Source organism: Methylobacterium sp. NEAU K (genome assembly GCF_030700285.1).
GTDB lineage: Bacteria > Pseudomonadota > Alphaproteobacteria > Rhizobiales > Beijerinckiaceae > Methylobacterium.
Genome location: NZ_JAUYZJ010000035.1, coordinates 1 through 22,168, shown reverse-complemented (window position 1 = coordinate 22,168; position 22,168 = coordinate 1). Strand labels below are relative to the sequence as shown.

The following is a 22,168-nucleotide window of genomic DNA, read 5'->3' as shown; positions in this document are numbered from 1 at the left end:
CGAGGCGATCGGGTCCGGCTCCCGTCATGAGACGAGCCCGGTCCCGTAGAGCGAGCCGCGGAAGCGCGCCATCCAGAACACCTTGCCGAGTCCGCCCCAGGCGGTGACGAGGTGCCGGCGCGAGGCGGCTTCGTGGAACGGGCGGAGCGCCAGCGCCAGGGCACCCGACGAGACCACCTGCACGGCGCCGACCACCATCCATCGGACCACGGCGAGGCGGCGGCGGGGGGCCGCCATCTCGTGCACGAAGGTGCGGATCTGGCCGCTGAGGAAGCGGCGCCGGCGCACGTAGGTCCAGGTCAGGCGCCGCGGCGGGACCCATTCGGTGATCCGCGCCTCTGCGGCCCAGGCGAAGCGGTGCCCGCTCAGCACGAGGCGGCGCAGGAACAGGCTGTCCTCGCCGCCGATGCTGTTCAGGCGCTCCTCGAACGGCCCCGCCACCGACGCGCAGGCGGCGGCCGAGAACATCGAGTTGTTGGTCCCGAGATAGGCGGCCCGGTCGGTCACGTCCGCGCCGTCGGCGGCGCAGACGCGGCGCGAGAAGTAGGCCGCGAAGGCACCGATCTCGGCCCCGCCCTCGGCCTGCGCGTGGACCGGCCCGAACACCGCGTCCGCTCCCCCCTGTCGGGCGACCGCGATCAGAGCGGCGAGCCAGCCGTGTGCGGCTTCCTCGTCATCGTCGATGAAGGCGATCCAGTCACCCGTGGCCGCCGCGATGCCGGCGTTGCGGGCGCTGGCCACGCCGGGCTGCGGTACCGCGAGGTAGCGCACGGGCAACGCCCCTCCGGCTTCCGCGCCGAACCTCGTCACCAGCGCCTCGGCGTTTCCGTCGGGAGAATTGTCGACCACCAGGATCTCGGCCCGCGTGCCGGCGGGAAGCCGCTGTCCTCGGACGCTGGCGAGCGCGCGGCTCAGCGCAGCGGGGCGATTCAGGGTCGGTATGACGACGCTTACGCGCATCCCTCACTCCTCGGACGAGGCGGCATGATGCGCGCCGGCTTTCATCAAGAGCTAACTTCGCCGGGATAGTCTGTTTCTCGGCTGAAGTGATATCTCGTACACCGTCTATGGCAGGGCCACTCACTTATTCATCCCTGGAATCGTCGTTCACGACTTTCTTGGGACTTGGTAAATACTCGGCTCCCCGGGCGGTGCACGGGGCAGGCCTGGGGATCGCCTTCGTCGGCTGCGGCTATGTCGCCGACATGTACCGGTACTGCCTCCGGCACCATGCCGGAGCGCTGGCGCTGGTCGGCGTCTACGACCGGGATCCCGGGCGGCTCGCGGCTTTCGCGCGGTGCTGGGGCGATTCCCCCTACCCGTCGCTGGACGCACTGCTGGCCGATCCGCGCGTCGGCGTCGTGGTGAATCTCACCGATCCGGAGAGTCATGCCGCGGTGACGGGCGCGGCGATCGCAGCCGGCAAGCACGTCTATTCGGAGAAGCCCCTCGGCATGAGTGCGGCCGAGGCGGTCCGCCTCTGCGATACGGCCGCCGCCCGGGGGGTGCGCCTCGCCGCGGCGCCCAGCAACCTGCTCGGCGAGCAGGCCCAGACCCTGTGGCGGGCGGTGCGGGCGGGGGCGGTGGGCCGGGTCCGCCTCGTCTACGCCGAACTCGACGACGGCATGATCCACCGCGCCGATTACCGCCGCTGGATCAGCCGGAGCGGGCGGCGCTGGCCCGCCGAGAACGAGTTCGAGACCGGCTGCACCTTCGAGCACGCGGGCTACGTGATCACCCTGCTGGTGGCGATGTTCGGGCCGGTGCGCCGGGTGAGCGCGCATGCCGCCCTGCTGGTGCCTGAGAAGGGTTGCGACCGCCCGATCCACCCGGCCCCGGACTTCTCGTGCGGCTGCCTGGAATTCGACGGCGGCATCCTGGCCCGGCTGACGAACTCGATCGTCGGGCCCTACGACCATCGCCTGCGGGTGATCGGCGACGCAGGCGTGCTGGAGGTGGAGGAGCCCTGGGACTTCGCCGCCCCGGTACGCCTGAAGCGCACCGCCACGACCCGGCTCGAGCGGCTGATCGAGCGCCGCTTCCCGCGCCGGCGCGGGCGAATCGTGAAACGCGCCCGCCCGGTCCCGTTCCGGGGCGGGCGCGGCCGCCCGACCATGGATTTCCTGCGCGGGGTGCGCGAGTTCGCCGAGGCCATCGCGGCGGATAGGCCCTGCCGCCTCGGCGCCGACCTCGCGGTGCACGTCACGGAAGTGACCGAGATGCTTCAGCATCCCGAACGCTTCCCGCGGCCTGCGGCGGTCGCTTCGGGGGTCGTGCCGATGCGCGCCATGGACTGGGCCGAGTGATGCGAGAGGACGCCCCGATGACCGCCGAGAACCCGCCGGGCCTGACCCTGCTGACCTTGTCGTATGCGGGCGATCTCGAATGCTGCCGGCTCCTGTGCGAGACGGCCGACCGCTTCGCGCCCGACGGGGCCGGGCACCTGCTGGCGGTGCCGGCCGCCGACATGGCCCTGTTCCGGCCGCTGGCCTCCCGGAGCCGCAGCCTCGTCGCGCAGGAGGAACTGCTGCCCGCGTGGCTGCACAAGCTGCCGCTGCCGGGACCCGACTGGCGCCGCCGCCTGCGGCTCCCGCGGCGGAACGTCTACGTGTCGCTGCGCGGCCGGCCGGTGCGCGGCTGGATCGCCCAGCAGATCATGAAGCTCAATGCGGCGGCCGGCGTCACGACCGGCACGGTGCTCCACCTCGACAGCGACTGTGCCTTCATCCGGCCGCTGCCCGTGGAGGCGCTGGCACGGGATGGGCGCGTGCGCCTCGCCCGCTTCCCCGGCGCGGCGCGCGACGCCATGCACGCCCCTTGGCACCGGGCCGCGTCGGCGCTGCTGGGGCTGCCCGATTCCGAGTACCATGCGGCCGACTACATCGATCAGTTCGTGACTTGGCGGCGCGCCACCGTGCGCGGCCTGATGGAGCGGATCGCGTCGGTCACCGGGCGCGACCCGGCCGAGGCGCTGGCCGGCACCCGCGATTTCTCGGAATACATCCTCTACGGTGTCTATTGCGACCAGGTGCTGGGTCTCGGGGCGGCGGGCCATTTCGGCACCGCCGAGAGCCTGTGCGAGACGGTCTGGTCGGAGGACGCCGATGGCGCCCTGCCGCCCCTGCGCGCCGGCCGCTACGGGCTCGGGATCCAGTCGACGATCGCGCTCTCGCCCGAAGACCGCCGCAGGATCGTCGCCGAGGCGATCGGCCGGGCGGCGGAGCTCGAGACGGCACCGGCCTGAGGAGGAGGAGCCTTCGGACACGGTCAAGTCGCACATTTGAGCGGGCCCGTCAGCCGTCTCGCGATGCGCGCGCATAATCCCAAAACACCCGGAGGATGCGCGGACCATCGACCAGGTAACGGCGGCCGAGGCGGCCCGGCTCGCAGGCGAGGCGGAACAGCCATTCGAGGCCGGCTGCGCGCAGGGGGGCGGGCGCACGGCGGCGGGCACCGACCAAGAATTCCAGGCCGGCGCCGATGCACAGGCCGGCGCCCCGGGCTCGGCCGCCACGAGCGAGCGCGGCCGCGATCATCTCCTGCTGGGGCGAGCCCACCGCGAGGAACACGAAGCGGGCTTCCGCGGCCTCGATGGCCGCCACCGTCTCGGCGAGTGCCGCGGGGTTCTGGCGCAGGCCCATGGGCGGGCGAACCTGCGCGACGCGGGTCAGCCCGCACCGCCCGGCCACCGCCTCGGCCAATCCCGCGCCGCCGCCGACGATCAGGATCGGCGCGGACCGGTCGAGATCCGGATGCGCCAGCAGCGCGGCGACGAGATCCGAGCCCGGGGTCGCCGGCAGATCGATGCCGATCGTCGCTGCGAGCAGGTTGAGGATCCGGCTGTCGTTCAGGCAGAGCCAGGCCTCCCGGTAGATCTGCGCCACCGCCGGATCGGCTGCGACGCGCAGCATATGGTCGACGTTGGGCGTGACCAGATAGCGGAACGACTCGCTCGCGCCCGCGGCCAGGAGAGCCGCGACGGCCTCGGGCTGGGTCAGGCGATCGAAGTGCAGATCGAGGAACGGGATCCGTCCGGTGGCGCCGCACCCCGCCGCTTCTCCGGCCACGAGGTTCCAGGGGGCCGGGTTCACCGTCAACGACATCGCTCGAAACCCTTCTGTGCCGGAGCGTGACACGCGGCGGGGATTGCGTGCCGGTCTGGGACGATCGGCGGCATAGGCAGCCGCCGCAGACGCGCCATCGCAGGGGGCGGGCCAGGGGCGGTCACGGACCGGGCCAGGTGAATGTTTCCCGTGAAACATCGGGCCGCCCTATCGAACCTCGCCCAGCGCATCGAGGCCCCGGTCGAGGCCGATCGCCGGGCGGACGCCGAGCACCGCGACGGCCCGGCGGGTATCGTACTGCGCTGCGCGGGCGAACAGGCGGATCTCCCCGGCGGCAGGCACCAGCCGCAGGGCAGTGGGAGCCGGCAGCCCGAGGCGACCGAGGAGCTTGGCCGGCACGGCCAGGGCCCGCAGCACCGCGAGCCGGATCCGCCCGATCCTCCGTGGCAGCCCGAGGCCGACCTTCAGGGAGAGGGCGGCGAAATAGGCGTTCCAGGTGGGTGACTCCGGTCCGACGAGGTTGAGCGCGGTCGCGGCGGGACCGGGACCCTGGAGGGCCACGACCGCCGCGCGGGTCGCCTCGGCCACGTCATCCAGGTGGATCAGGGCGGCGATCCCCTCGCCGCCGCGGCCCAGATCGCCCAGCACGCCCGCCCGCAGGGCGGCAGCGGGGCGCGCGATCCAGAGATCGCTTCCGGGCCCGTAGACGATCCCGGGCCGCAGGATCACCGCCCTGCGGCCGACACCCGCCGCGATCCAGGCCTGCAGCAGCGCCTCGCAGGTGCGCTTGGCGGCGCCGTAGGTGTCGAGATCGCCGGGCGGGTCGTCCTCCCGGACATGGCCCGTACGGGTGCCGTACACGGCGATGGAGCTGAACAGGACGAACCGCTCCACGCCGGCGCGGCCGGCGGCGTCGAGCAGGGCGCGCAGCTGTGCCACCATGGTGGCGGTCTCGCGACCGGCGGCGTGGACGATCATAGCGGCGCCCGCGCAGGCGGCCTCGATCTCGGCCGGCGCGGAGAGATCGCACCGCGTGGAGGCCACGCCGGCGATCGCCAGGGGCGCCGGGCGGCGCAGGCCCGCCCGGACCGGGATCCCGGCGCGCGTGAGGCGGGCGACAACGGCCCGGCCGATGAAGCCGCCCGCGCCCGTGACCAGGACCGGCCCGCTCACCGCACCGCCCCCGCGGCCGCGAGGCGTGCCCCGATCCGCGCACCCAGCAGCGGTCCTGCGAGGCGCAGCAGCGCCGAGGCGCTCGGGCGCGCGCACAGGAAGAGGAGCGGCCCGTACAGGACGATCCCGGCGGAGATCGCCGTGACCAGCGCGAGCGCGCGGGGCTGGTCCGCCAAAAGCTGCGCGCCCAGGACGACCACCGCGGCCGCCATCACGCCTGCGGCGAGCCAGATCCGGACGAGCCCGCGCAGGAGCGGGCCCGGCCGCAGCCCGATCAGCCGGCCGCCGACCACGAGGGTCACCAGGGTCTGGGCGCCGTCGCCGGCGAGCCGGGCGAGGCCGACCGCGACGTGGTCGGTGCCGGCCGCCGCCAGCAGAACGAGGATCAGCGCCGCAAGGCCGATCACGTTGGAGAGCAGCACGTGCTGCGGTCGCCCACCCGCCGAGAGCGCGGTCTGAACCACCTGCGAGGGTAGCGCCAGCATGCCGCCGGCCGCGAGCGCGGCGGCGATCGGCACGGCGTCCTCCCAGCCCGTGCCCGCCATCAGGGGCACGAGGATCGGGCCCACCGCCGCCAGCCCCATGAAGGTCGGAGCGATCAGCGCGGTGGTCTCGGCCGAGATCCGCGCGGCCGTGCCGCCGAGGTCGGTCCGGAGACCGGAGGCCTTGAGGAAATGGGGGAAGCAGATGTTGTGCGTGATCGCTACGATCGCCCCGCGCACCGGCTCGACGAGCCGCATCGCGACGTTGAGATAGCCGAGCACCGTGAGCCCGAACAGGCCGCCGACGAGGAGGTTGTAGACCAGGTAGGTCGCGTTCTCGACGAGCCGCGTCGCCAGGATGACACCGGCGAAGCGGTTCAGGGCGGCAAGGCGCCTCCAGGACCAGCGCGGCGCCACGGCCAGCCGGAGCTGGACGAACAGACTCACGGTGGTCATCAGCACCAGCACCACACGCAGGGCGATGAGCGCCCAGACGCCCCCGCCGGCATGGCCCAGCGCGATGGCGGCCGCCGCACCGGCTCCGTGGCCGACGAGATTCGAGACGTTGATCGCGTAGAACGCCTTGCGGCGGCGGGCGACCGCGGTGGCGACGCTGAGCGGGCCCTGTGCGAACAGCAGGAGCCCGGTCGCGGGCAGCATCAGCACGAGGTCGAAGCGGCCGTACCACCAGTCCATCAGCGCGCCCACCGGCACGCAGGCCAGCGCGAGGGCAAGCGCGGCGACCAGGGCGAGCGCCAGCACGGCGGCCAGATCCGCGCGGCGCACCACGCGGGCCTGGGTGAGCGCCTCCTCGTAGGGCGTGCCGACGAACATCGCGAAGATCGTCACCACGCTGAGGCACAGGGCAGAGGCGCCGAAATCCCCAGGGGTCAGCGCATGCGCAAGATACGCGGTCGTCCCCGAAAGGATGACGAGCCGGCCCGCCGCCTCGGCGAGCCCGGCCCCGACCCAACCCCCGATCCGGCCCAAACTCATGGCCTGCCCTCGATTCGGTTTCCAGCGGGCTCCGGCGCCCGGAAGGCGAGGAAGCTGATCAGGATCGTCAGGTTCGCCAGGATCTGGCCCCGCATCCACAGGCTCGATTCGGTCATGTTGTGGACCAGAACGACGAGCACGAGTGTGAGGAAGGTGGCCGCTGCCGCCACGTCGCGCGGGCCGCTGGCGCGCCCGAACAGCTGGCGCGTCAACGCCCAGGCGGTGAGCGCTTGGGCGAGCAGCACGAGCCCGAGGGCCGGCAACCCGCCCTGCAATTGCAGGTCGAGGTAGCCGTTATGCGCCTCGTTGATCACCATGGTGGCGCCGGACCCGAGCTTCAGTGTGGCCAGCCACGTGCCCGGCGGCGCGCGCAGCAGCGGGTCGTTCGCGTCGCCGACGTCCCAGAACGAACCGAAGCCGAAACCGGTCCAGGGCCTTCGGGCGATCTCGGCGCGGGCGAAATCCCAGATCTCGGTCCGGCCGGTGAAGCTCGTGTCGCTGCCGGGGGTGAGGAGCGCCGCGAGACTGGTGTCGAAGGCCTCCGCCCCGAGGGCCACGACGGTCACTCCACCGAGGGTCAGGAGGGCGAGGGCCGCGGCCGCCGCCGGCCCGAGGCGGCGCAGGACGAGCAGCCCCGGCAGCATCAGGCCGCCCAGGACCGCGAGCATCAGCGAGGTCTTGCTCTGGGTGATCACCAGGAAGCCGGACGCCAGGGCGACGAAGGCGAACCCCGCCGCCAGCCGCCGGGGCCGGGGGTCACCCAGTGCCCAGCCGGTCCCGGCGATCACCGCGACCATCCCGACGAGCCCGGCGACGTTCTTCTGCGCGTGGAAGCCGCGCACGCCGATATCGGTGAACGCGAAATCCGGCCGCAGCACGGTCGCGGCGAGATCGGCCGCGATCACGACCGCCAGCATCCCCACGAGAACGGTGTGGGCGCGCCGCAGCGGCCCGATGCCGACCGCGATGGCCAGCGCGATCACCGTCACCAGCACCATCACCACGACCCGGCGCAGGGAGACGTCGGGGAAGCCGGCCCAGGCCACGCTGGCACAGAACCAGCCGAGCACGAGCCAGACCGGCCAGGCGGCCACGGCGAGGCGGAGCGCCGAGCGGGCGCGCGCGGCCAGGATCAGGCCGGCGACGCCCGCGAGCGCGAACACCGCCAGACGCTCCGTCCCGCTGCCGGATCCGGACACGACGGCGCTGGCATCCGCCATCGGCGTGGTGCCGATGAAGACATAGGCCAGGAACGCGATGGCGAGCGCGACCGGCAGGCCGCGCACCGGCCGGGGCAGGCTCCTGCGGGCGGGCCCTGCCGCGATGTCGGCGAGGCGCAGGCCGGCGCTCATAGCACGACCGCCGGGCGGGCGGCCGGGACCGGCCGGGCGCGCGCGGCGGGGCGACGGCGCGGGATCAGGCGCAGGAGCGGCGCCTCGACGAGGCGGTGGCAGAAGAGCCCGCCCGCGATGGCGAGGAGTGCGGCCGCCGGCACGAACACCAGGGCAGCCGGGCCCGTCTCCGGCAGGCCGAGCCGGTGCCACAGCAGAGCGGCCACGGCGATCGACAGGGGATGCGTGAGGTAGAGCGCGTAGGAGGCGTCGCCGAGCCCAAGCCAGAACCGGTTCGGCGCAAGGCGGAACCGCGCCTCTCGCCCGAGCATGCCGGCGACGACGGCGACCGCCGGAACGCCGAGGACGAGGGGGCGCAAGGTCTCGATGGTGCCGAGCCGGCACAGCAGCAGCGCGGCGCCGATCCCGGCCGCGACCAGCGCAAACGCTACAGCCGGCCGCAGGGCGGCGAGCCGCTCGACCCCGGCGCCGAGCAGCAGCCCGGCCGCGAATTCGAGGAGCAGCGGGCTCGTATAGGTGCGCGCCGCCGCGGCCTCCGGTGTCGTCGCGAGGCCCAAGGCCGCCAGCCCGCAGAGCACTGCCAGGAGCACCCGGAGCCGCCAGGGAGGCGGCGCGGCGTACAGGACCAGCGCGAAGGCGGCGTAGAAGAACAGTTCGAGCTGAAGCGTCCAGCCGGCGGTCAGGATCGGCCAGATCGCCCCGTAGACGGCGTGGACATGCGGGACCAGCAGGAAGGACAGCGCGACCGTGCGCGGGGTCACGTCGGCATTGCCGAGGCCGTCCGGCACGATGAAACGCGCGGCGATCCAGAGCGTGAGCACGATCCAGTAGAGCGGAAAGATCCGCACCGCCCGGCGCAGGAGGAACCGCGACGCGGAGGCGCTCCCGCGCGCCGTGCGCCACATGATGAAGCCCGAAAGCACGAAGAAGATGTCGACGCCCCACATCCCGAGCGCCACGCCGTGCGCGCCCCCCCAGGGTGCAGCGATCCGGTTGCTGAAGATGTGGAACACCATCACGATCAGCGCCGCCGCGCCGCGCAGGTACTGCACGGACACGAGGGTGCCGCCCTGATCGCTGGTCCCGCTGCCTTCGGGTGCGCTCATGCCACGCGCCCCGGTTCTACGCCGAAGTGGAACCGGGGGGCCGGGGGCCGCGCCGGCGCCGGGGCGCCTTTGGAAAGGTCCACCTTGGCCGCGCGGGCCTTGGCGGCATCGGTGCCGGGCACGGCCAGGAGCGCGCCCGCCAGCTTGTCGGCGTTCGACATCAGCGCCGCGCGCAGATCGGCGATCCGCTCGGCGGTGGCGACGCCGCTTTCGGCCACGAGCAGGATCGCGGTCGCCGCTCCGGCGAGCCGGCGCAGGCGGACCTCGTCGAGCCCGGCGCCGCCATCGATGACGACGCGCTCGTAGCCCCGTGCCTGCTCTCCGATCGGGTCGGCGCTCATGCGCTCGCCGGCGGCGGCGACGCCGAAGGCCGGGAAGCCCTCGACCGTGCGGGAGGCCACGGGGGCGCGGTGATCGCGCGGCACCAGCCAGCTCAGCCGGCCGGAGGGCGCGTCCCCGTCGACGAGGAGCGCCCGATGGCCCCGGCTCGCCTGCGCCAGGACGAGGTTCGCGGCGACGACGGTCGAGGCGGCCCCGTCCGAGGTGGCGAGGACCAGGAGGCGGGCCGCGCTGCCATCCGCGGCCTCGTCGAGGGCGTCGGCAACGCGGTGGAGCACGCGCGACGCCGCGGACCCGCCCGCATCCAGCAGCGAGACGATGGCGGGACGCGCGCCGGGCCGCGGCTTGTCCAGCGGCAGCACGCCGATGACCGGCAGGCCAGTCCGGGCCGTCAGCCGTGCGGCCGAGTGCAGACGTCCGCCGCGCCGGTCGAACAGCACGGCACCGGCCGCACCGACCAGGAGGCCGAGCAGTCCGGCGGCGGCGAGGAGCAGGCCGGGCTTCAGCCCGACGGCGTCGAGGTTCGGCTTCGCGGCGCTGACCACGGAGGCGTTGGTGGTCCCGACGCCCTCCTGTTCCAGGAGTTCGCGCTCGCGGCTCAGCGACTTCTCGTAGACCGTGCGCTGGGCCGCGGCCTCGCGCTCAAGCTGGCGCAGCGGCACCAGGGCACCGTTGGTGCGGGCGGTCTCGGCCTCCGTCTTGGCGACCTGGCGCTCCAGGGCGTGCTCCCGGGCCTGAGCGCCGGCATAGTCGCTCCGCGCCGTGGCCTCCAGGCGCGCGGTCTCCCGGGTGATGGCGGCCTTGAGGCTGCGCACCTGCGCCTCCGCCTCGGCCACAGCCGGGTGGCGCGGACCCAGGGTGGCGCGCAGGTTCTCCTGCTGGCGGGTGATGTCGGCGAAGTTGATCTTGAGCTGGCTCAGCACCGGCGATTCGAGGACGTCCGCCCCCGGAGCGGTTCCGGGTGCGGCGCCCGGGACGCGGCGCGCCTCGAGCTGGGCGACCCGCGCCGCGAGGGTCCGGGTCGCGGCGCGCGCGGCGAGCAGCTGCGAGTTCAGCTCGGCCAGTCGGGCGGTGTTGAGGGCGCGCCCGTCGGAATCGACCACGCTGATCGAGCGCTTGTAGCGCTCCACCGCGTCCTCCGCGGCGACGACGCGCGCGCCCTGGTCCTTCAGGGTTCCCGCCATGGCCTCGCGCGCCCGGGCGACGATCTCCCGTCGGCGCCGCTCCAGGTCGGCCACGAAGGTCTGGCCGATGGCCGTGGCGATCCGGGCCGCCTTGCCCGGCTCGCCGGCCCGGACCGAGAGATCGACAACGAAGCTCTTGCCCTGCCGCTGGAAGGTCGTCTGCCGGCCGAGGATCGTCGCCGCGACGGCGACGGGATCGGCCGGCGGGGCCGCCTCGGACCGAAGCCCCACGAGCGCGCGCAGCCGCGTGAGCGGGCCGGGATGGGCGGCGTATTCGGGGTCGTCGCGCAGGCCGAGGTCGACGACGACCTGGCGCAGCACGGCGTCCGAGGTCAGGAACCGGGTCTGCGTCTCGATGATCGCATCGTTGACGTCGGCCGAGGGCGGGCTCGGCACGATCTCGTTGTTCAGGACGTTCAGGCCGCGCGGGTCGAGCAGGACCTGGGCGGTCCCGAGATAGGCGGCGGGGCGCAGGGCGACGACCGCGACGGCGAGCGCGAGGCAGGCGAGCACGGCCCAGCCGATCGCGACCGCGTGACGCCGCACCGAGGCGAGCGCCTCCCGCGCCTCGAGGCGGAACGCGTCCCACTCATCCAGATCCGACATCCGCCCGGCCGCCAAGCCGTCGCGATCGGTGAAGCGCATCAGCCGCCCGCCCCCATCATTGACACGCGCCGGAGCGGTCCCGGACCGGAACCCGGATCCGCGCGGCGCGGCGAACGAGGCAAGGTCCGATCCAACACCGATTGCTCCGATGCGGGACGATCCGACCGGATCGGCGGGTTCAGCCCCCGCACGGGCCGGCGAAATGTCCTGAAACGAGCCTGAGTGATGCCTGTCCGGCACTGACGACTGATGAACCCGGCAGTGCTCGCGACCGGAAACGCACGGACATGCTTAAGATTTACTGCAAATAATAGTTCATGTGCCGAAAACTCGATTGGCAGTTTCGCCAACAGGTGGGCGCGCGTTAGGTGCCGGACATGCAAGGGCCGCCACATCGCACGGCCCGTTGCCGCGGGCCGGCCGAGGCCCGCGCCGCGATCGAGCAGGCCCTGATGCCGGATATCTCCGTGGTGATCCCCACCTGCCGCCGCCCGGCCGAGCTGGCCGAGGCTTTGGCCAGCGTCCTGCGCCAGGAGGGCGTAACGGTCGAGGTGATCGTCGTCGACGATGACGGAGCGGGCAGCGCCCGCGCGGTGGTTGAGGCCGTAGCTGACCCGCGGGTCAGCTACCGAGTCAACCCGCAGCCCTCCGGCGGGCGCCCGGCCGCCGTCCGCAACTTCGGCCTCCGTTCCGCCACGGGTGCGTTGATCCACTTCCTCGACGACGACGACATCGTCCCCGAGGACCATTACCGGGCGGTCAAGGCGGTGTTTGCCGATCATCCCGAGACCAGCGTCGTCTTCGGCCGCATCGAGCCCTTCGGGCGGGATGCGGCGGCGGTGGCGGCCGAGCGGGCCTATTTCGCCGCTGCCCACCGCCGGGCTCTGCGCTGCCGCCGCTTCGGCCGCCTGGGCTTCTCGGCGGCCCTGGTGTTCCGCCCGACCCTTCTGGTCTGCGGCGCGGCCGTCCTGCGCCGCGCCTGCCTTCCGGCGCTCGGCGGCTTCGACGCGCAGTTGCCGCTGATGGAGGATGTCGACTTCTACGCGCGGGCGATCCGCCGCTTCGGCGTGCGCTTCATCGACCGGCCCGCCCTGCACTACCGGATCGGCCCGTCGCTGATGCACCGGCCCGAGCGGGCGCCGGTGATCGACCAGAGCTACGCCGCCATGCACCGGGCCTACCGCGCCCGGCACGGCCTCATCGAATTCGCCCTGCTCAAGCTGTTCGCCAGGACCGCGAGGATCTGACCCATGTACGTCGTCGAGACCATCACCGACGCGGCGGGGCTCGCGCAGATCGCACCCGAATGGGCCGCGCTCGATGCCGGCCTGTCGCCGCGCACGCCGTTCTCGTCGCCGCTGTGGTGCGCGACGTGGTGGCGCCACTTCGCCCGGTCGGGGCTCGGCGCCCGGGACCGGATGCGGGTGCTGGCGGTGCGCGACGGCGACCGCCTCGTCGCGGTCGCGCCGATGATGCTCACGAGCCGCCCCTCGGTCGGGCCGATCCGGGCGCGGGAGCTGCAGTTCTTCGGCGCCGACGCCTACATGACCGAGCTGCGCGGACCGGTCTGCCGCCCCGAGGATGCGGAGGCGGTGGTGGCGGCCCTCGACGCGCATCTCAAGGCCTGCGCGTCCGAGTGGGATTGGGTGCAGTGGCGCGGCCTGCGCAAGGCCGAGCCCGCCGCGGAATGGGCGCACGCGGCGCTGCCCCTCGACCGTTACGCCGAGCTGACCGACCATTACCTGCCGCTGCCGCCGACCTGGGACGCCTTCCGGGCCGCGCTGCCGCGCAACATCAAGGAGAGCCTGCGCAAGTGCTACAATTCGCTGGCGCGCGACGGGCACGCCTTCGAATTCCGCGCCGTCGCCGCGCCGGAGGACGTCGAGGCCGCCCTGCGCCGGTTCCTGGAACTGCACCGCGGGCGGGCGCAGGTCACCGGCACGGTCGACCACCTCGACGTCTTCGCCAAGCCCGAGACGCGCCGGTTCCTGCTGGATTACGGCCGGGCGCTGGCGCAGGCCGGCGACCTGCGGGTGTTCCAGCTGACGATCGGCGGCGCCGTGGTGGCGACCCGCATCGGGATCGTGCTCGGCCAGGAACTCTACCTGTACTATTCCGGCTACGACCCGGACTGGAGCCGCTACAGCGTGATGACCACCGCGGTGGCCGAGTCGATCCGCTGGGCGATCGAGCACGGCTTCACGGTGGTCAACCTCTCCACCGGCACCGACGTGTCGAAGATGCGCTGGCGGCCGCAGCAGGTGGTGTTCGCGGGCGGCTATCAGGTCTCGCCGACCATGCGGGCGCGCCTCGCCTTCGCGTCCCTGGAGGCGGTGCGGCGCCGGCGGCGGGCGTGACGGCGCGCGCAACCCCGGACCCGCCGGGCCGCATCGCCTGGATCGACGTCGCCAAGGGCGCGGGCATCCTGCTCGTCGTCTTCGGCCATGTCTGGCGGGGCTGCGCCAACGCCGGGCTGGCGATCGATCCGGCCGTCTACGCGGCGGTCGATCGGGCCATCTACCTGTTCCACATGCCGCTGTTCTTCTTCCTGGCGGGGCTGGTCCTGGACCGCTCGCTGCGGGGGCGGACCCTGACGGGCTACGCGCGCGACCGGGCCGAGCAGCTGATCGTCCCGCTCCTCGTCTGGTCCTACATCTCCGCGGCTTTCCGGGTGCTGGCGGGGGGCGCGGCGAACCGGGGCGACCTGCCGCTGCGGGACATCCTGCTCTACCCGTTCGTGGCGAACGACATCTATTGGTTCCTCTGGGCGCTGTTCCTCATCCAGGTGGCGCTGGCCGCCGCGCTGCGAGCGCCGGCAGCCGGGCGCACGGCGATGATCGGGCTGCTCGTCCTGAGCCTTGCCGTGGTGGCGGCCGGCCTGTCGATCCCGGTGGTCGGGACGGCGCTCCATGACCTGCCCTACCTGGCGCTGGGCTACGCCGCCCGGACGCTCGCCTGCCGGCGGTTCGGCCGCGGCGCCGGTGCCGCGGGCGTGGCGTTGTTCGCGGGCGCCGAGATTCTCGCGCTGAGACTCGCCCCGGAAGGACTACCGGGGCTGCTGACCGCCGCGGCCGCCGTCATCGGGTTCACCGTCGCGCTGGCGGCCCTGCACGCCCGGTTCGCGCAATCCGCCCTCGCCCGCGGCCTCGCCGCCCTCGGGGCCCGCTCCATGCCGATATACCTCGCGCATGTGATCGCCCTCGCCGGCGCCCGGACGGTGGCGCTGCGCCTCGGGATCACCGGGCTCGGCCCACACCTCGTGGTGGGGTGCCTCGCCGGTGTGCTGATGCCGCTGGCTTTGTACCGGCTCGCCGGGCGCCTGGGCTGGGACGCCGCCCTCGGGTTCGCCCGGTTCAGGCGCCGCCCAACGCCCTCTGGACTTCAGGGCCGCGCGCCGGCCCTGGCGACCTGGCGGGCGCGGTCCTCCGCACGGTAGAGCGGATACAACCGGCGCCAGAACAACTTGCCGACGATGCCGGCCGCCCGGATGGCGAGGCTGCGCCCCGGGGCCGGGCGGCGCAGGCAGCCGAGCGCCAGAACCGGCAGCAGCAGCACCTGCAGCGCCGCCTTGAGGGTCAGCGCCGCGCCGTCCCGGGCCGGCTTGGGGCTGGTACGGATCAGCGCCGCCGCGTAGGCCTGCCCGCCCGCGAAATGCCGCCGCACGAGGTAGGGGGCGCCGCAGCGATGGCGGGGCACGAAGTCGCTCGCCCCGGCCTTGGGCAGCCAGCCGAAGCGCCGCCCCGCCCGTTGCAGGCGGCAGAGCAGGTGCAGGTCCTCGCCGCCACAGAGACCGAAATGCGGATCGAACGGATCGGCACCGGGGAGCGCCGTCGCGCGGCGAAACACGCTGTTGGCCGTCGACAGGACGAAGGGTTGCCCGGAGGGACGATCGAACGCCACGAGATCGTGGCCGGTGGGCAGGTCCCCGGCGCGGGTGAAGAGCGCCTGGGCGGGCGGTGTCACCGCGCCCGGATCCTCGTAGCGCGGCGCGATCGGCCCGAAGAACACGTCGTGGGGCAGTCGCGCGAGGCCGTCGCGTACCGCCGCGAGCCAGCCCGGCGCCAATTCCTGGTCGTCGTCCAGGAAGGCCACCGCCTCCCCCCGGGCCGCCCGGCAGCCGGCGTTGCGCGCCACCGAGATGTTGGCCGGGTGCGCCGGCACGTAGGCGATGGGAATCGACGCGTTGGCGGCCCAGCCCTCGACAACGGCGCGAGCCGAGCCGGAATCGCTGTTGTCCACGACGACGATCTCGAGCCCGGCCGCGTCGAGCCCATCCTGCGACAGGATGGAGCGCAGCGCGGCAGCGAGCAGCAGAGGCCGCTCGTAGGTGCAGATCACGATGCTCAACCGCGCCACGATCACCTCTGAAGGCGCCTATCCGGTTGGGAGCGTAGCGCGCGAATACTGACCGTCGCGTTAGCCCGGTCCCGGCATCGGGGCGCCCTGCAGGACGGTCAGGCTTCGGCGCGGTCGCGCTGGATCAGGGCGGCGGCCTTCACGATCGACAGGACGCCGCTGCGCATGGTCCGGTCCTGGATTGCCCGGAACGCCGCCACGAGTTCCATGGTCTCCGGATCGTCGAAGAGGGCCTGGACAGTCTCCGAGCCCGTATCCGCGGGTCGCTTCTCGGTGAAGAACGTCTCGACCGGCACCTTGAGCTGATCGGCGATCAGCTGCAGACGGCTGGCGCCGACGCGATTGCGGCCTTTCTCGTATTTCTGCACCTGCTGGAAACTGACTCCGATGGCGTGACCGAGGGCGGTCTGGCTCAGGCCCTGCGCGGTACGAAGGGCCGCGATGCGGCTCCCGATCGCGCGATCGGCCTCGGTGGCCAGCTTCGGCTTGGTCACGGTCGTCATGTCGGGATCGTCTTTCGGGTCCTGCGGCCGCGGACAGGCGGGATCAACAGCCAGCCTAACTGGATCGTGCGCGATTGAGTTTCTTGCCGTTGTGCAGCCCTCGCTTGTGCGGATCGCATGCCTGGATCAGGGACGCGATCCCGTGCCGACATCCTGATCCCCTGCCCGGCTGCCGATATCCTGCGGCGCCCAGGCGGGCCGCAGCGGTCCGGGTGCGGCCTGCCGCCGTCCAGGCCCCCGGAGGTCGCGATGTCGCGATCCGGGGATCGCACCGGACCCGGCCCGGATCGACACGCGCGGATGTTCCGAATCGGGACGACGCGTCCATAGTCTCGCCGCGTTCCGGGCGCCTCCTGCGTCTTCAGCCCGCGAGGGCAGCCCTCTCATGGGAGCGCGCACCGCTTGATCAACTCCATCCTGGCGATCCTCACCGTCATCGCAGTCCTGATGGTCACGGCGCTCCTCAAGCTGCCGCTGCTTCCGTTCCGCCTCGCCGGTCGTCTGTTGCGGGGCCGGCCGGCGGCGGCCTGACAGCGGGACGGATCATCCCGCCGCGTCGATGACGAATTCCATCCCGCGGCCCGGACCCTGATCGGCATAGTCGACGAGCGCCAGACCGCGCTCTGCGAGGGTCGCCTCGACGGTCGTGCGCTCCTTGCGGACCATCTGGCCGATCGCCAGCGGCGTCAGGCGCGGGCTGGCCTGTCGCAGCCGGTCGACGCCGATATGGGCCGGCATGCCTTCGCCCTCGGCGATCCGGGCGAGTGCGAGACCCAGATCCTTCGCCTTCGTCTCCGCGGCGGATTTCGGCTTGAACGCCATCGTGTCTCTCCCTCCGGTCCGCGGACCATCCCGCTCCGCACCTGCGCGTCTCACGCGGCCTGCACGTCCACGTCCACGTCCGTGAACGCCCTGATCCAGACTCGCCGCCCCTTGGCGTCGTAGACCTCGACGTGCCACCGGGACCAGTCGAACCGCTCGACCCGCTCCATCAGCCCGAGCGCGACGCGCTCGGCATGGACCCGCATCTGCGCCGCCGTCGGCAGGCGCTTGCCCCTGAGGTCGGTCACCAGTTCGCGCCCGTCCGTGCAGTGGAAGCGGTAAAGCTTCGTCGGCATTCGCCTTCCCCGATCGAGCGACAGCACCGCAATCCGGATCCGCGGCATCCGGTCGGCCGCACTCACCCTGGCCGCGCGCTTTGTTCGCTTTATGTTCTATACGGGTCCGGACGGCGATGCACGCGTATCCGCGCGAGCCGGCTGTGGCGCGTCGTCTCTCGAAGGTCGGCGAGCCCGGACATGCGCGTCGCCCTCCGCAGAGGCGAGGCCGGCATCGTCCGCTGCGCTGGGCCGGTCGAGCGATCTCGGCCGAAGGGAATACCGGTTCGGCGCAAACGAGCGCGCCGAGACAGGACGCGGCTTGGGGAAGATCGTCGGACCGGGAGCCGGATGCTCCATCGTGCGCGCCGACCTCGGGGCTGCTTCCCGCCGCCGAACTGGATTCCAGCTCTGCGGCGGTCCGAACCGGGGCGACGCCACTCAGGCAGCCTTGCGACCCTTGCGCTCGCGCTCGGCCATGGCGCCGGGCTGGCCCAGGCCGATCGCCTTGGCGAGGGCGGAGCGCCGCTCGGCGTAGCTCGGGGCGACCATCGGGTAGTCGGCGGGCAGGCCGTAGCGCTCGCGGTAGCTGCGCGGATCGAGGCCGTGGCTGGTCAGGTGCCGCTTCAGCGTCTTGTAGGTCTTGCCGTCGATGAAGCTGACGAGGCCGTCGTGCTGGACCGATTTGCGGATCTGGGCCGGGCCCGGCTTCTCGACGGCGGCGCGCGGGGCCGCCCCGGTCTCGAGAATGGGCGCGCCGGAGGCGAGGCCTGCGATCGCGCCGTGCACGCGCGCGATCAGGGCCGGCAGCTCGGAGGCCGGAACCGGATTGTTCGAGACGTAGGCGGCGATGATCTCGGCAGAAGTTTCGGTAAAGTTGAAAAATTTCTTGGAGGATGTCCTATTCATAGCGAGTCTTTCTGATTGCGGAACGCCTTTCTGTTGTTTCTGTCAGATCGATAATTCAACCGCAGAACACGGTCCTCAAAGACATTCCCGACATCTTGTAGACGGCTTCAAGTGAGGCGGCATAGGAACGGTCGCTGACGGCCCCCCGGGGCCCGCGAACGTCCGCCGGCCTGTTTCGGGTGAAGCAGCTTGCGCCGTCGGGGTTGGCATGAGCCATCCGACGCAAAACGGCCGGGACGCATGTCCCGGCCGCCAGAGCCTCGCATCGCAGTCTCTCTCACCGAACCGGCGACCGCCTCGGCGAGCGACGCTCCCGTCCAGCGCGCCGAAGCGCCGGCTCGTTCACGCGCCGTGGCCGATCACAGGTCCGAAGCAGGATAGGTCCGGACCCGGCTCCGGCCATCGATCGTGCCGGCGCCCCCGACCTCCGAGGTCGGCCCGCTCCAGCCCTCCGCGCGCCACGCGCTGGCTTTCTGGTCGAGGTCGACCGAGCCGTGCTGCTCGAGAACGTCCATCACCATCGGCACCATCGAGGTCCGCGCCTCGTCGACGCGGACCGTGACGAGCGTTCCGCCACGGCGTACCCCTTCGCCGTAGGCATGCGCGTCCTTCTCGCTGACGCCCGCCCCGGTCAGGGCTCCGGCCAAGCCACCCGCGGCGGCGCCGATTCCGGCCCCCGTCAGGGTGGCGACGAGCCAGCCCGCCGCCACGACCGGGCCGACGCCCGGAATCGCGAGCAGGCCGAGCCCCGCCAGGAGGCCGGCAGCACCCCCAACCACGGTCCCGAGAGTGGCGCCGGCGCCGGTGCCATCCTTGGCCTTCTCCTTGGTGTCGGCGCTCACGTGACCGCTATCGGTCCCGATGCGGCCGGCGTGGCGATCGCCTTCGTTGTTGCTGACGAGGCTGATGTCACTGTGCGGGATGCCACCCGCCTCCAGCTTGCCGACGGCGGCGCTGGCATCCTCGTAGCGGTCATAGAGGGCGGTAATGGTTTGATAAGCCATGAGAATTCTCCTTCGTGAAGGTCAGGAAATCACTGCGCCGACACGTTGCCCTTGAAGTCGAGGCCGACATTGACCTGCTGGGCGCCATGCGTGGCGGTGCCGCGCCAGATGCCGTCCCCGTCCTTCTTGAGATTTTTCGCGTCGGTGTAGCCGGCCTTTTCGAGCCGCGAGCGGGCCTCGCCCTCGGTGAAGCTATTGGCGCCCTTCTCCAGCTGGACGTTGGCATGGGCGCCGCCGGCATTGGGCGTCATCTTGTCGGTGTTCGGCCGGGTGACGCTCTCCTGCCCACCGGATTTCTGGCTCGTCTTGGCGTCAGGAGCGGCCGGTGAACCCGTGACGGTGGTCTGAGCCACGGCGCTCGATCCGAGCAGCGTCGCGAGGAGAAGGGCGGCAATGGGGGTACGCATGATGGGCTCCGTCGATCATTCCAGACCCCATCAATCCCGACGGCGCGTGATACGTTCCATTAATCGCGCTTTTCAGCAATCAAGCCGCAAATCAATAAAGCCCAGATGCCATTTGGTTCCGCGATAGCTGCATAAAATACTTATTGAATGATTGGCCTCTTCCTGGAACGTGCCTCGATCAACGGGCGCGATCCACGGACGGCACGCGGCGATCGCCCTCGGGGCTGTCCGGGCGGCGGTCGCGGAGCGGCGGCGCTCCGCATGCGGGCGCAGGGCATGCCGCCGCCAGGGGCGGGGTCGAAGATCCGGCCGGAATCGCCGGGTGCAGGTGCGGTCCGTTTGCCGGAGCGCGCTTGGCCGACGTGGATGCCGGTTCGGCACAAAAGAGCGCGCCGACGCAAAAAGCGACAGCCCCGCTTCCGAGGGTCCGGTGCGCCGTCGCCGACCCTCGGGCAAGTGGCCGCCGCTCAGCGATCGCCGCTCGATCGAGCGATCGCGCGCCCGAGACTCATCAGCAGCACGTCTGTCGCGGCGCGAACCTCGGCCGGCGTGTCGTCGCCGAGCACCCGCTTCAGCGCGATGGCCAGGTCGGCGGCCTGGTCCAGGGGAGCCCCCGGCATCGTCGTGCCGCTGACGACATAGCGCTCGCCGCCCTGTTGCGTCTCGGTGATGTCGATGATGATGCCGCGCGAGCGGACCGGATGTCCGGCCGTGTCCTGAAACGTTCGTCCGCGGCTGAGTAGCCAGCGCACCGTGCCGTCCTGTGCGATGGCGCGATACTCGGCGAGCACCAGGCCGCCGGCCCTGACGGCGCGGTGGACATGTTCCGTCAGCCAGGCATGGTCGGCAGGATGCACAGCGGCGATGATGTCAAAGCCGCGGATCTCCCGTTCGGCGAGCGCAGGGTCGCCGGCCAGCAGCCGCGCCGCGCCGACATCGTACACCATGGTGCCGCGGACGATGTCCCAATCCCAGGTGCCGACCACGCATGATGCCTCAAGCGCGGCCCGGAGTCGGTTGAGCGGTTCACGAAAGCCGTCGATCGCGTCGACCGGCGTCTTCGAGCCCTGTCCCATCATGCCTATCCTACCCGGTAACTTCGGGATGATTTGGCACAAACGTGTACCATTCCATCCTTCGGGCGGTCAGAAACTTCAGGCTCGAATCCGTGTGTCTCTGCGTCGCGGAGCGGTCGGACCGCACGACTCCCGGAGCCCATGTCCTGAGCGAGATCGCCGGACCCCTCGGCGGCCCGGTCACCGGCTTCTTGGTATCCGGGACAGACGGAAAAGCTCCGTGGGGCCGCACCCGGCCGGACGCGCCGGCCCTCATCGATCTCGTACGGTCCGACCGCGCCGCTCGCGAGTCCAGAAGCGCGCCGACGCTTCGCTGGCGATGTGCCGGCATCGAACGGCGCCTCGTCCCGCGGGAGGTGCTCCCGATGGTCGTGGGATCGGGAGCGGCCCACCGTGCTTATGCGGATGTGCGCGGGACGGTTGCCGGGCCTGCCCCGGTCAGCCCGCCGCGTACGGGGGCTGCGCTTCCGGGGCGCCCCGGGAGGCTGCACCTTGATGTATGTCCGGAGCCGGACGCGCAGCCGACAGGGCGTGGACGCGCGCCAGAGCGGACGCGGCCTGCTGGGCCAGCGTCTCCACCCGGTCGACGGTCGCGTCGTCCGCGATGACCGAGGCGCACCAATATGCGCCGAGGGCAGCCACCGGTTCGGGGACCCGATCGGAACCATCACGAGGCTGCGCATCGACGTGGTGCGATAGGCCTCGACCGGCACCCGGGGATCGAATTCGATATCCGGCACCGCGACGGTCTCGTCGGTGAACATCGTCCAACCCGAGATGCAGGCCTAGAGCGGGAACCGGCGGACCCGCCTGAGCGGCTCGATCGCGTTCTCCGCCGCATAGAGACAGGTATCGCCCTCCCGCAGGACCACGGCCGGCGATCCCGTCACAGCCCACGATCTCCCGCACCGTCTCCCGACGGACGGACACGACCTCCTCAAAGGGGCCGGCGACCGCCATCGGGTCGACGGCTCGCGCCAACCCCTGATTCGGCGCCCTACAGCAGCGGCCGACCCACTCCGGTCACCGGCTCTCGGCGCAACCGCACCGGCTCGGGACGCCCCCCATGATGCTGCGGACAGGTTATTGCTCAGCCAGAACTCGTATTCCGGGACATAATTCTTATTGCGCGACTGTCTTGTCTTAATAGTTCGTGAAGCCCATTTGGCGCGATCTCGCGATGTGCTCCAACGCACCTTCCTGGCGGGGGGGGCCGGGGCGTTGGGGGCTGCTGTTGCAGCGATGCACTATCGCGGCGGTCCGTCCTCACGTCCTGTCCCCCGGCACACATCCCGCACAACGGGAGACTGAGGACCCTATGATCAAGAAGCTTCTGCTCGCCACCGCCGCCACGGCGCTCCTGACCGGCGCCGCCTCGGCCGCCGACCTGCCGCGCCGCGCCGCGCCGCCGCCGGTGTTCACCCCCGTCCCGGTGTTCACCTGGACCGGCGCCTATTTCGGTATCAACGCCGGCTACGCGTTCGACGCCAGCAGCAACAACAACACCGGCTCGA

Annotated in this window: 21 protein-coding genes and 1 pseudogene; 7 read left to right on the top strand and 15 right to left on the bottom strand. The window is 72.0% G+C overall.

Features of this window, described 5'->3' with window-relative positions:
- Positions 1–24 precede the first annotated feature (24 nt).
- Positions 25–960 (bottom strand): glycosyltransferase, encoded by a 936-nt coding sequence (locus Q8W67_RS22120; protein ID WP_305549935.1) that lies wholly within the window; start codon positions 958–960, stop codon positions 25–27.
- Between the two features lie 158 nt (positions 961–1,118).
- Between Q8W67_RS22120 and Q8W67_RS22115 the strand changes: the two genes are divergently transcribed.
- Positions 1,119–2,306, top strand: coding sequence for a Gfo/Idh/MocA family protein (locus Q8W67_RS22115; RefSeq protein WP_305549934.1), 1,188 nt, complete (start codon positions 1,119–1,121; stop codon positions 2,304–2,306).
- 17 nt (positions 2,307–2,323) lie between these two features.
- On the top strand, positions 2,324–3,244 hold the full coding sequence (locus Q8W67_RS22110) for a DUF6492 family protein (RefSeq protein ID WP_305549933.1): 921 nt from the start codon (positions 2,324–2,326) through the stop codon (positions 3,242–3,244).
- 49 nt (positions 3,245–3,293) lie between these two features.
- Here Q8W67_RS22110 and Q8W67_RS22105 read toward each other — a convergent pair whose 3' ends face one another.
- From Q8W67_RS22105 to Q8W67_RS22080, 6 genes are all read right to left on the bottom strand, one after another.
- Positions 3,294–4,103, bottom strand: a complete 810-nt coding sequence (locus tag Q8W67_RS22105; RefSeq protein WP_305549932.1) for a WecB/TagA/CpsF family glycosyltransferase — start codon at positions 4,101–4,103, stop codon at positions 3,294–3,296.
- A 168-nt stretch (positions 4,104–4,271) separates the two neighbouring features.
- Entirely contained in the window at positions 4,272–5,237 is a 966-nt protein-coding gene (locus Q8W67_RS22100; protein ID WP_305549931.1) for an NAD(P)-dependent oxidoreductase, read from the bottom strand.
- Positions 5,234–6,715 (bottom strand): oligosaccharide flippase family protein, encoded by a 1,482-nt coding sequence (locus Q8W67_RS22095; protein ID WP_305549930.1) that lies wholly within the window; start codon positions 6,713–6,715, stop codon positions 5,234–5,236. The genes Q8W67_RS22100 and Q8W67_RS22095 overlap by 4 nt, the downstream gene beginning before the upstream one ends.
- On the bottom strand, positions 6,712–8,067 hold the full coding sequence (locus Q8W67_RS22090; protein WP_305549929.1) for an O-antigen ligase: 1,356 nt from the start codon (positions 8,065–8,067) through the stop codon (positions 6,712–6,714). The genes Q8W67_RS22095 and Q8W67_RS22090 overlap by 4 nt, the downstream gene beginning before the upstream one ends.
- Positions 8,064–9,173, bottom strand: coding sequence for an acyltransferase (locus Q8W67_RS22085; RefSeq protein ID WP_305549928.1), 1,110 nt, complete (start codon positions 9,171–9,173; stop codon positions 8,064–8,066). The genes Q8W67_RS22090 and Q8W67_RS22085 overlap by 4 nt, the downstream gene beginning before the upstream one ends.
- The gene (locus Q8W67_RS22080) at positions 9,170–11,341 is read right to left on the bottom strand and encodes a hypothetical protein (protein WP_305549927.1); all 2,172 of its coding nucleotides are present in this window, start codon (positions 11,339–11,341) and stop codon (positions 9,170–9,172) included. Before Q8W67_RS22080 ends, Q8W67_RS22085 begins: the two co-directional genes overlap by 4 nt.
- 413 nt (positions 11,342–11,754) lie before the next feature.
- Here Q8W67_RS22080 and Q8W67_RS22075 point away from each other — a divergent pair, with 413 nt between their 5' ends.
- The 3 genes from Q8W67_RS22075 to Q8W67_RS22065 are packed head-to-tail and all read left to right on the top strand — an operon-like array spanning position 11,755 to position 14,738.
- Positions 11,755–12,549 (top strand): glycosyltransferase family 2 protein, encoded by a 795-nt coding sequence (locus Q8W67_RS22075; RefSeq protein WP_305549926.1) that lies wholly within the window; start codon positions 11,755–11,757, stop codon positions 12,547–12,549.
- Between the two features lie 3 nt (positions 12,550–12,552).
- Complete coding sequence (locus Q8W67_RS22070) at positions 12,553–13,659, top strand: GNAT family N-acetyltransferase (RefSeq protein WP_305549925.1); 1,107 nt, start codon at positions 12,553–12,555, stop codon at positions 13,657–13,659.
- Positions 13,656–14,738, top strand: coding sequence for an acyltransferase family protein (locus tag Q8W67_RS22065; RefSeq protein ID WP_305549923.1), 1,083 nt, complete (start codon positions 13,656–13,658; stop codon positions 14,736–14,738). Before Q8W67_RS22070 ends, Q8W67_RS22065 begins: the two co-directional genes overlap by 4 nt.
- On the opposite strand, the gene Q8W67_RS22060 is transcribed toward Q8W67_RS22065, so the two are convergent.
- Positions 14,684–15,658, bottom strand: a complete 975-nt coding sequence (locus tag Q8W67_RS22060) for a glycosyltransferase family 2 protein (RefSeq protein WP_305549921.1) — start codon at positions 15,656–15,658, stop codon at positions 14,684–14,686. The genes Q8W67_RS22065 and Q8W67_RS22060 overlap by 55 nt on opposite strands.
- 98 nt (positions 15,659–15,756) lie before the next feature.
- Positions 15,757–16,161: a helix-turn-helix domain-containing protein gene (locus tag Q8W67_RS22055; protein ID WP_305549919.1), complete on the bottom strand. Its 405-nt coding sequence runs from the start codon at positions 16,159–16,161 to the stop codon at positions 15,757–15,759.
- A 402-nt stretch (positions 16,162–16,563) separates the two neighbouring features.
- On the opposite strand from Q8W67_RS22055, the gene Q8W67_RS22050 reads away from it, so the two are divergent.
- The gene (locus tag Q8W67_RS22050; protein WP_305549918.1) at positions 16,564–16,692 is read left to right on the top strand and encodes a hypothetical protein; all 129 of its coding nucleotides are present in this window, start codon (positions 16,564–16,566) and stop codon (positions 16,690–16,692) included.
- A 12-nt stretch (positions 16,693–16,704) separates the two neighbouring features.
- Here the strand turns inward: Q8W67_RS22050 and Q8W67_RS22045 are convergent, their stop codons facing one another.
- From Q8W67_RS22045 to Q8W67_RS22020, 6 genes are all read right to left on the bottom strand, one after another.
- Entirely contained in the window at positions 16,705–16,983 is a 279-nt protein-coding gene (locus tag Q8W67_RS22045) for an adenylosuccinate synthase (RefSeq protein ID WP_305549917.1), read from the bottom strand.
- 50 nt (positions 16,984–17,033) lie between these two features.
- Positions 17,034–17,279, bottom strand: coding sequence for a hypothetical protein (locus Q8W67_RS22040; RefSeq protein ID WP_305549916.1), 246 nt, complete (start codon positions 17,277–17,279; stop codon positions 17,034–17,036).
- A gap of 420 nt (positions 17,280–17,699) precedes the next feature.
- Positions 17,700–18,167, bottom strand: coding sequence for a MucR family transcriptional regulator (locus tag Q8W67_RS22035; RefSeq protein WP_305549915.1), 468 nt, complete (start codon positions 18,165–18,167; stop codon positions 17,700–17,702).
- A gap of 359 nt (positions 18,168–18,526) precedes the next feature.
- Positions 18,527–19,171 (bottom strand): hypothetical protein, encoded by a 645-nt coding sequence (locus Q8W67_RS22030; RefSeq protein ID WP_305549914.1) that lies wholly within the window; start codon positions 19,169–19,171, stop codon positions 18,527–18,529.
- A 29-nt stretch (positions 19,172–19,200) separates the two neighbouring features.
- Positions 19,201–19,578, bottom strand: coding sequence for a hypothetical protein (locus Q8W67_RS22025; protein WP_305549913.1), 378 nt, complete (start codon positions 19,576–19,578; stop codon positions 19,201–19,203).
- A 467-nt stretch (positions 19,579–20,045) separates the two neighbouring features.
- Entirely contained in the window at positions 20,046–20,657 is a 612-nt protein-coding gene (locus Q8W67_RS22020) for a PAS domain-containing protein (protein ID WP_305549912.1), read from the bottom strand.
- Positions 20,658–21,972: 1,315 nt separating this feature from the next.
- On the opposite strand from Q8W67_RS22020, the pseudogene Q8W67_RS22015 reads away from it, so the two are divergent.
- Positions 21,973–22,168: pseudogene (locus tag Q8W67_RS22015) on the top strand (porin family protein); the annotation flags it as partial.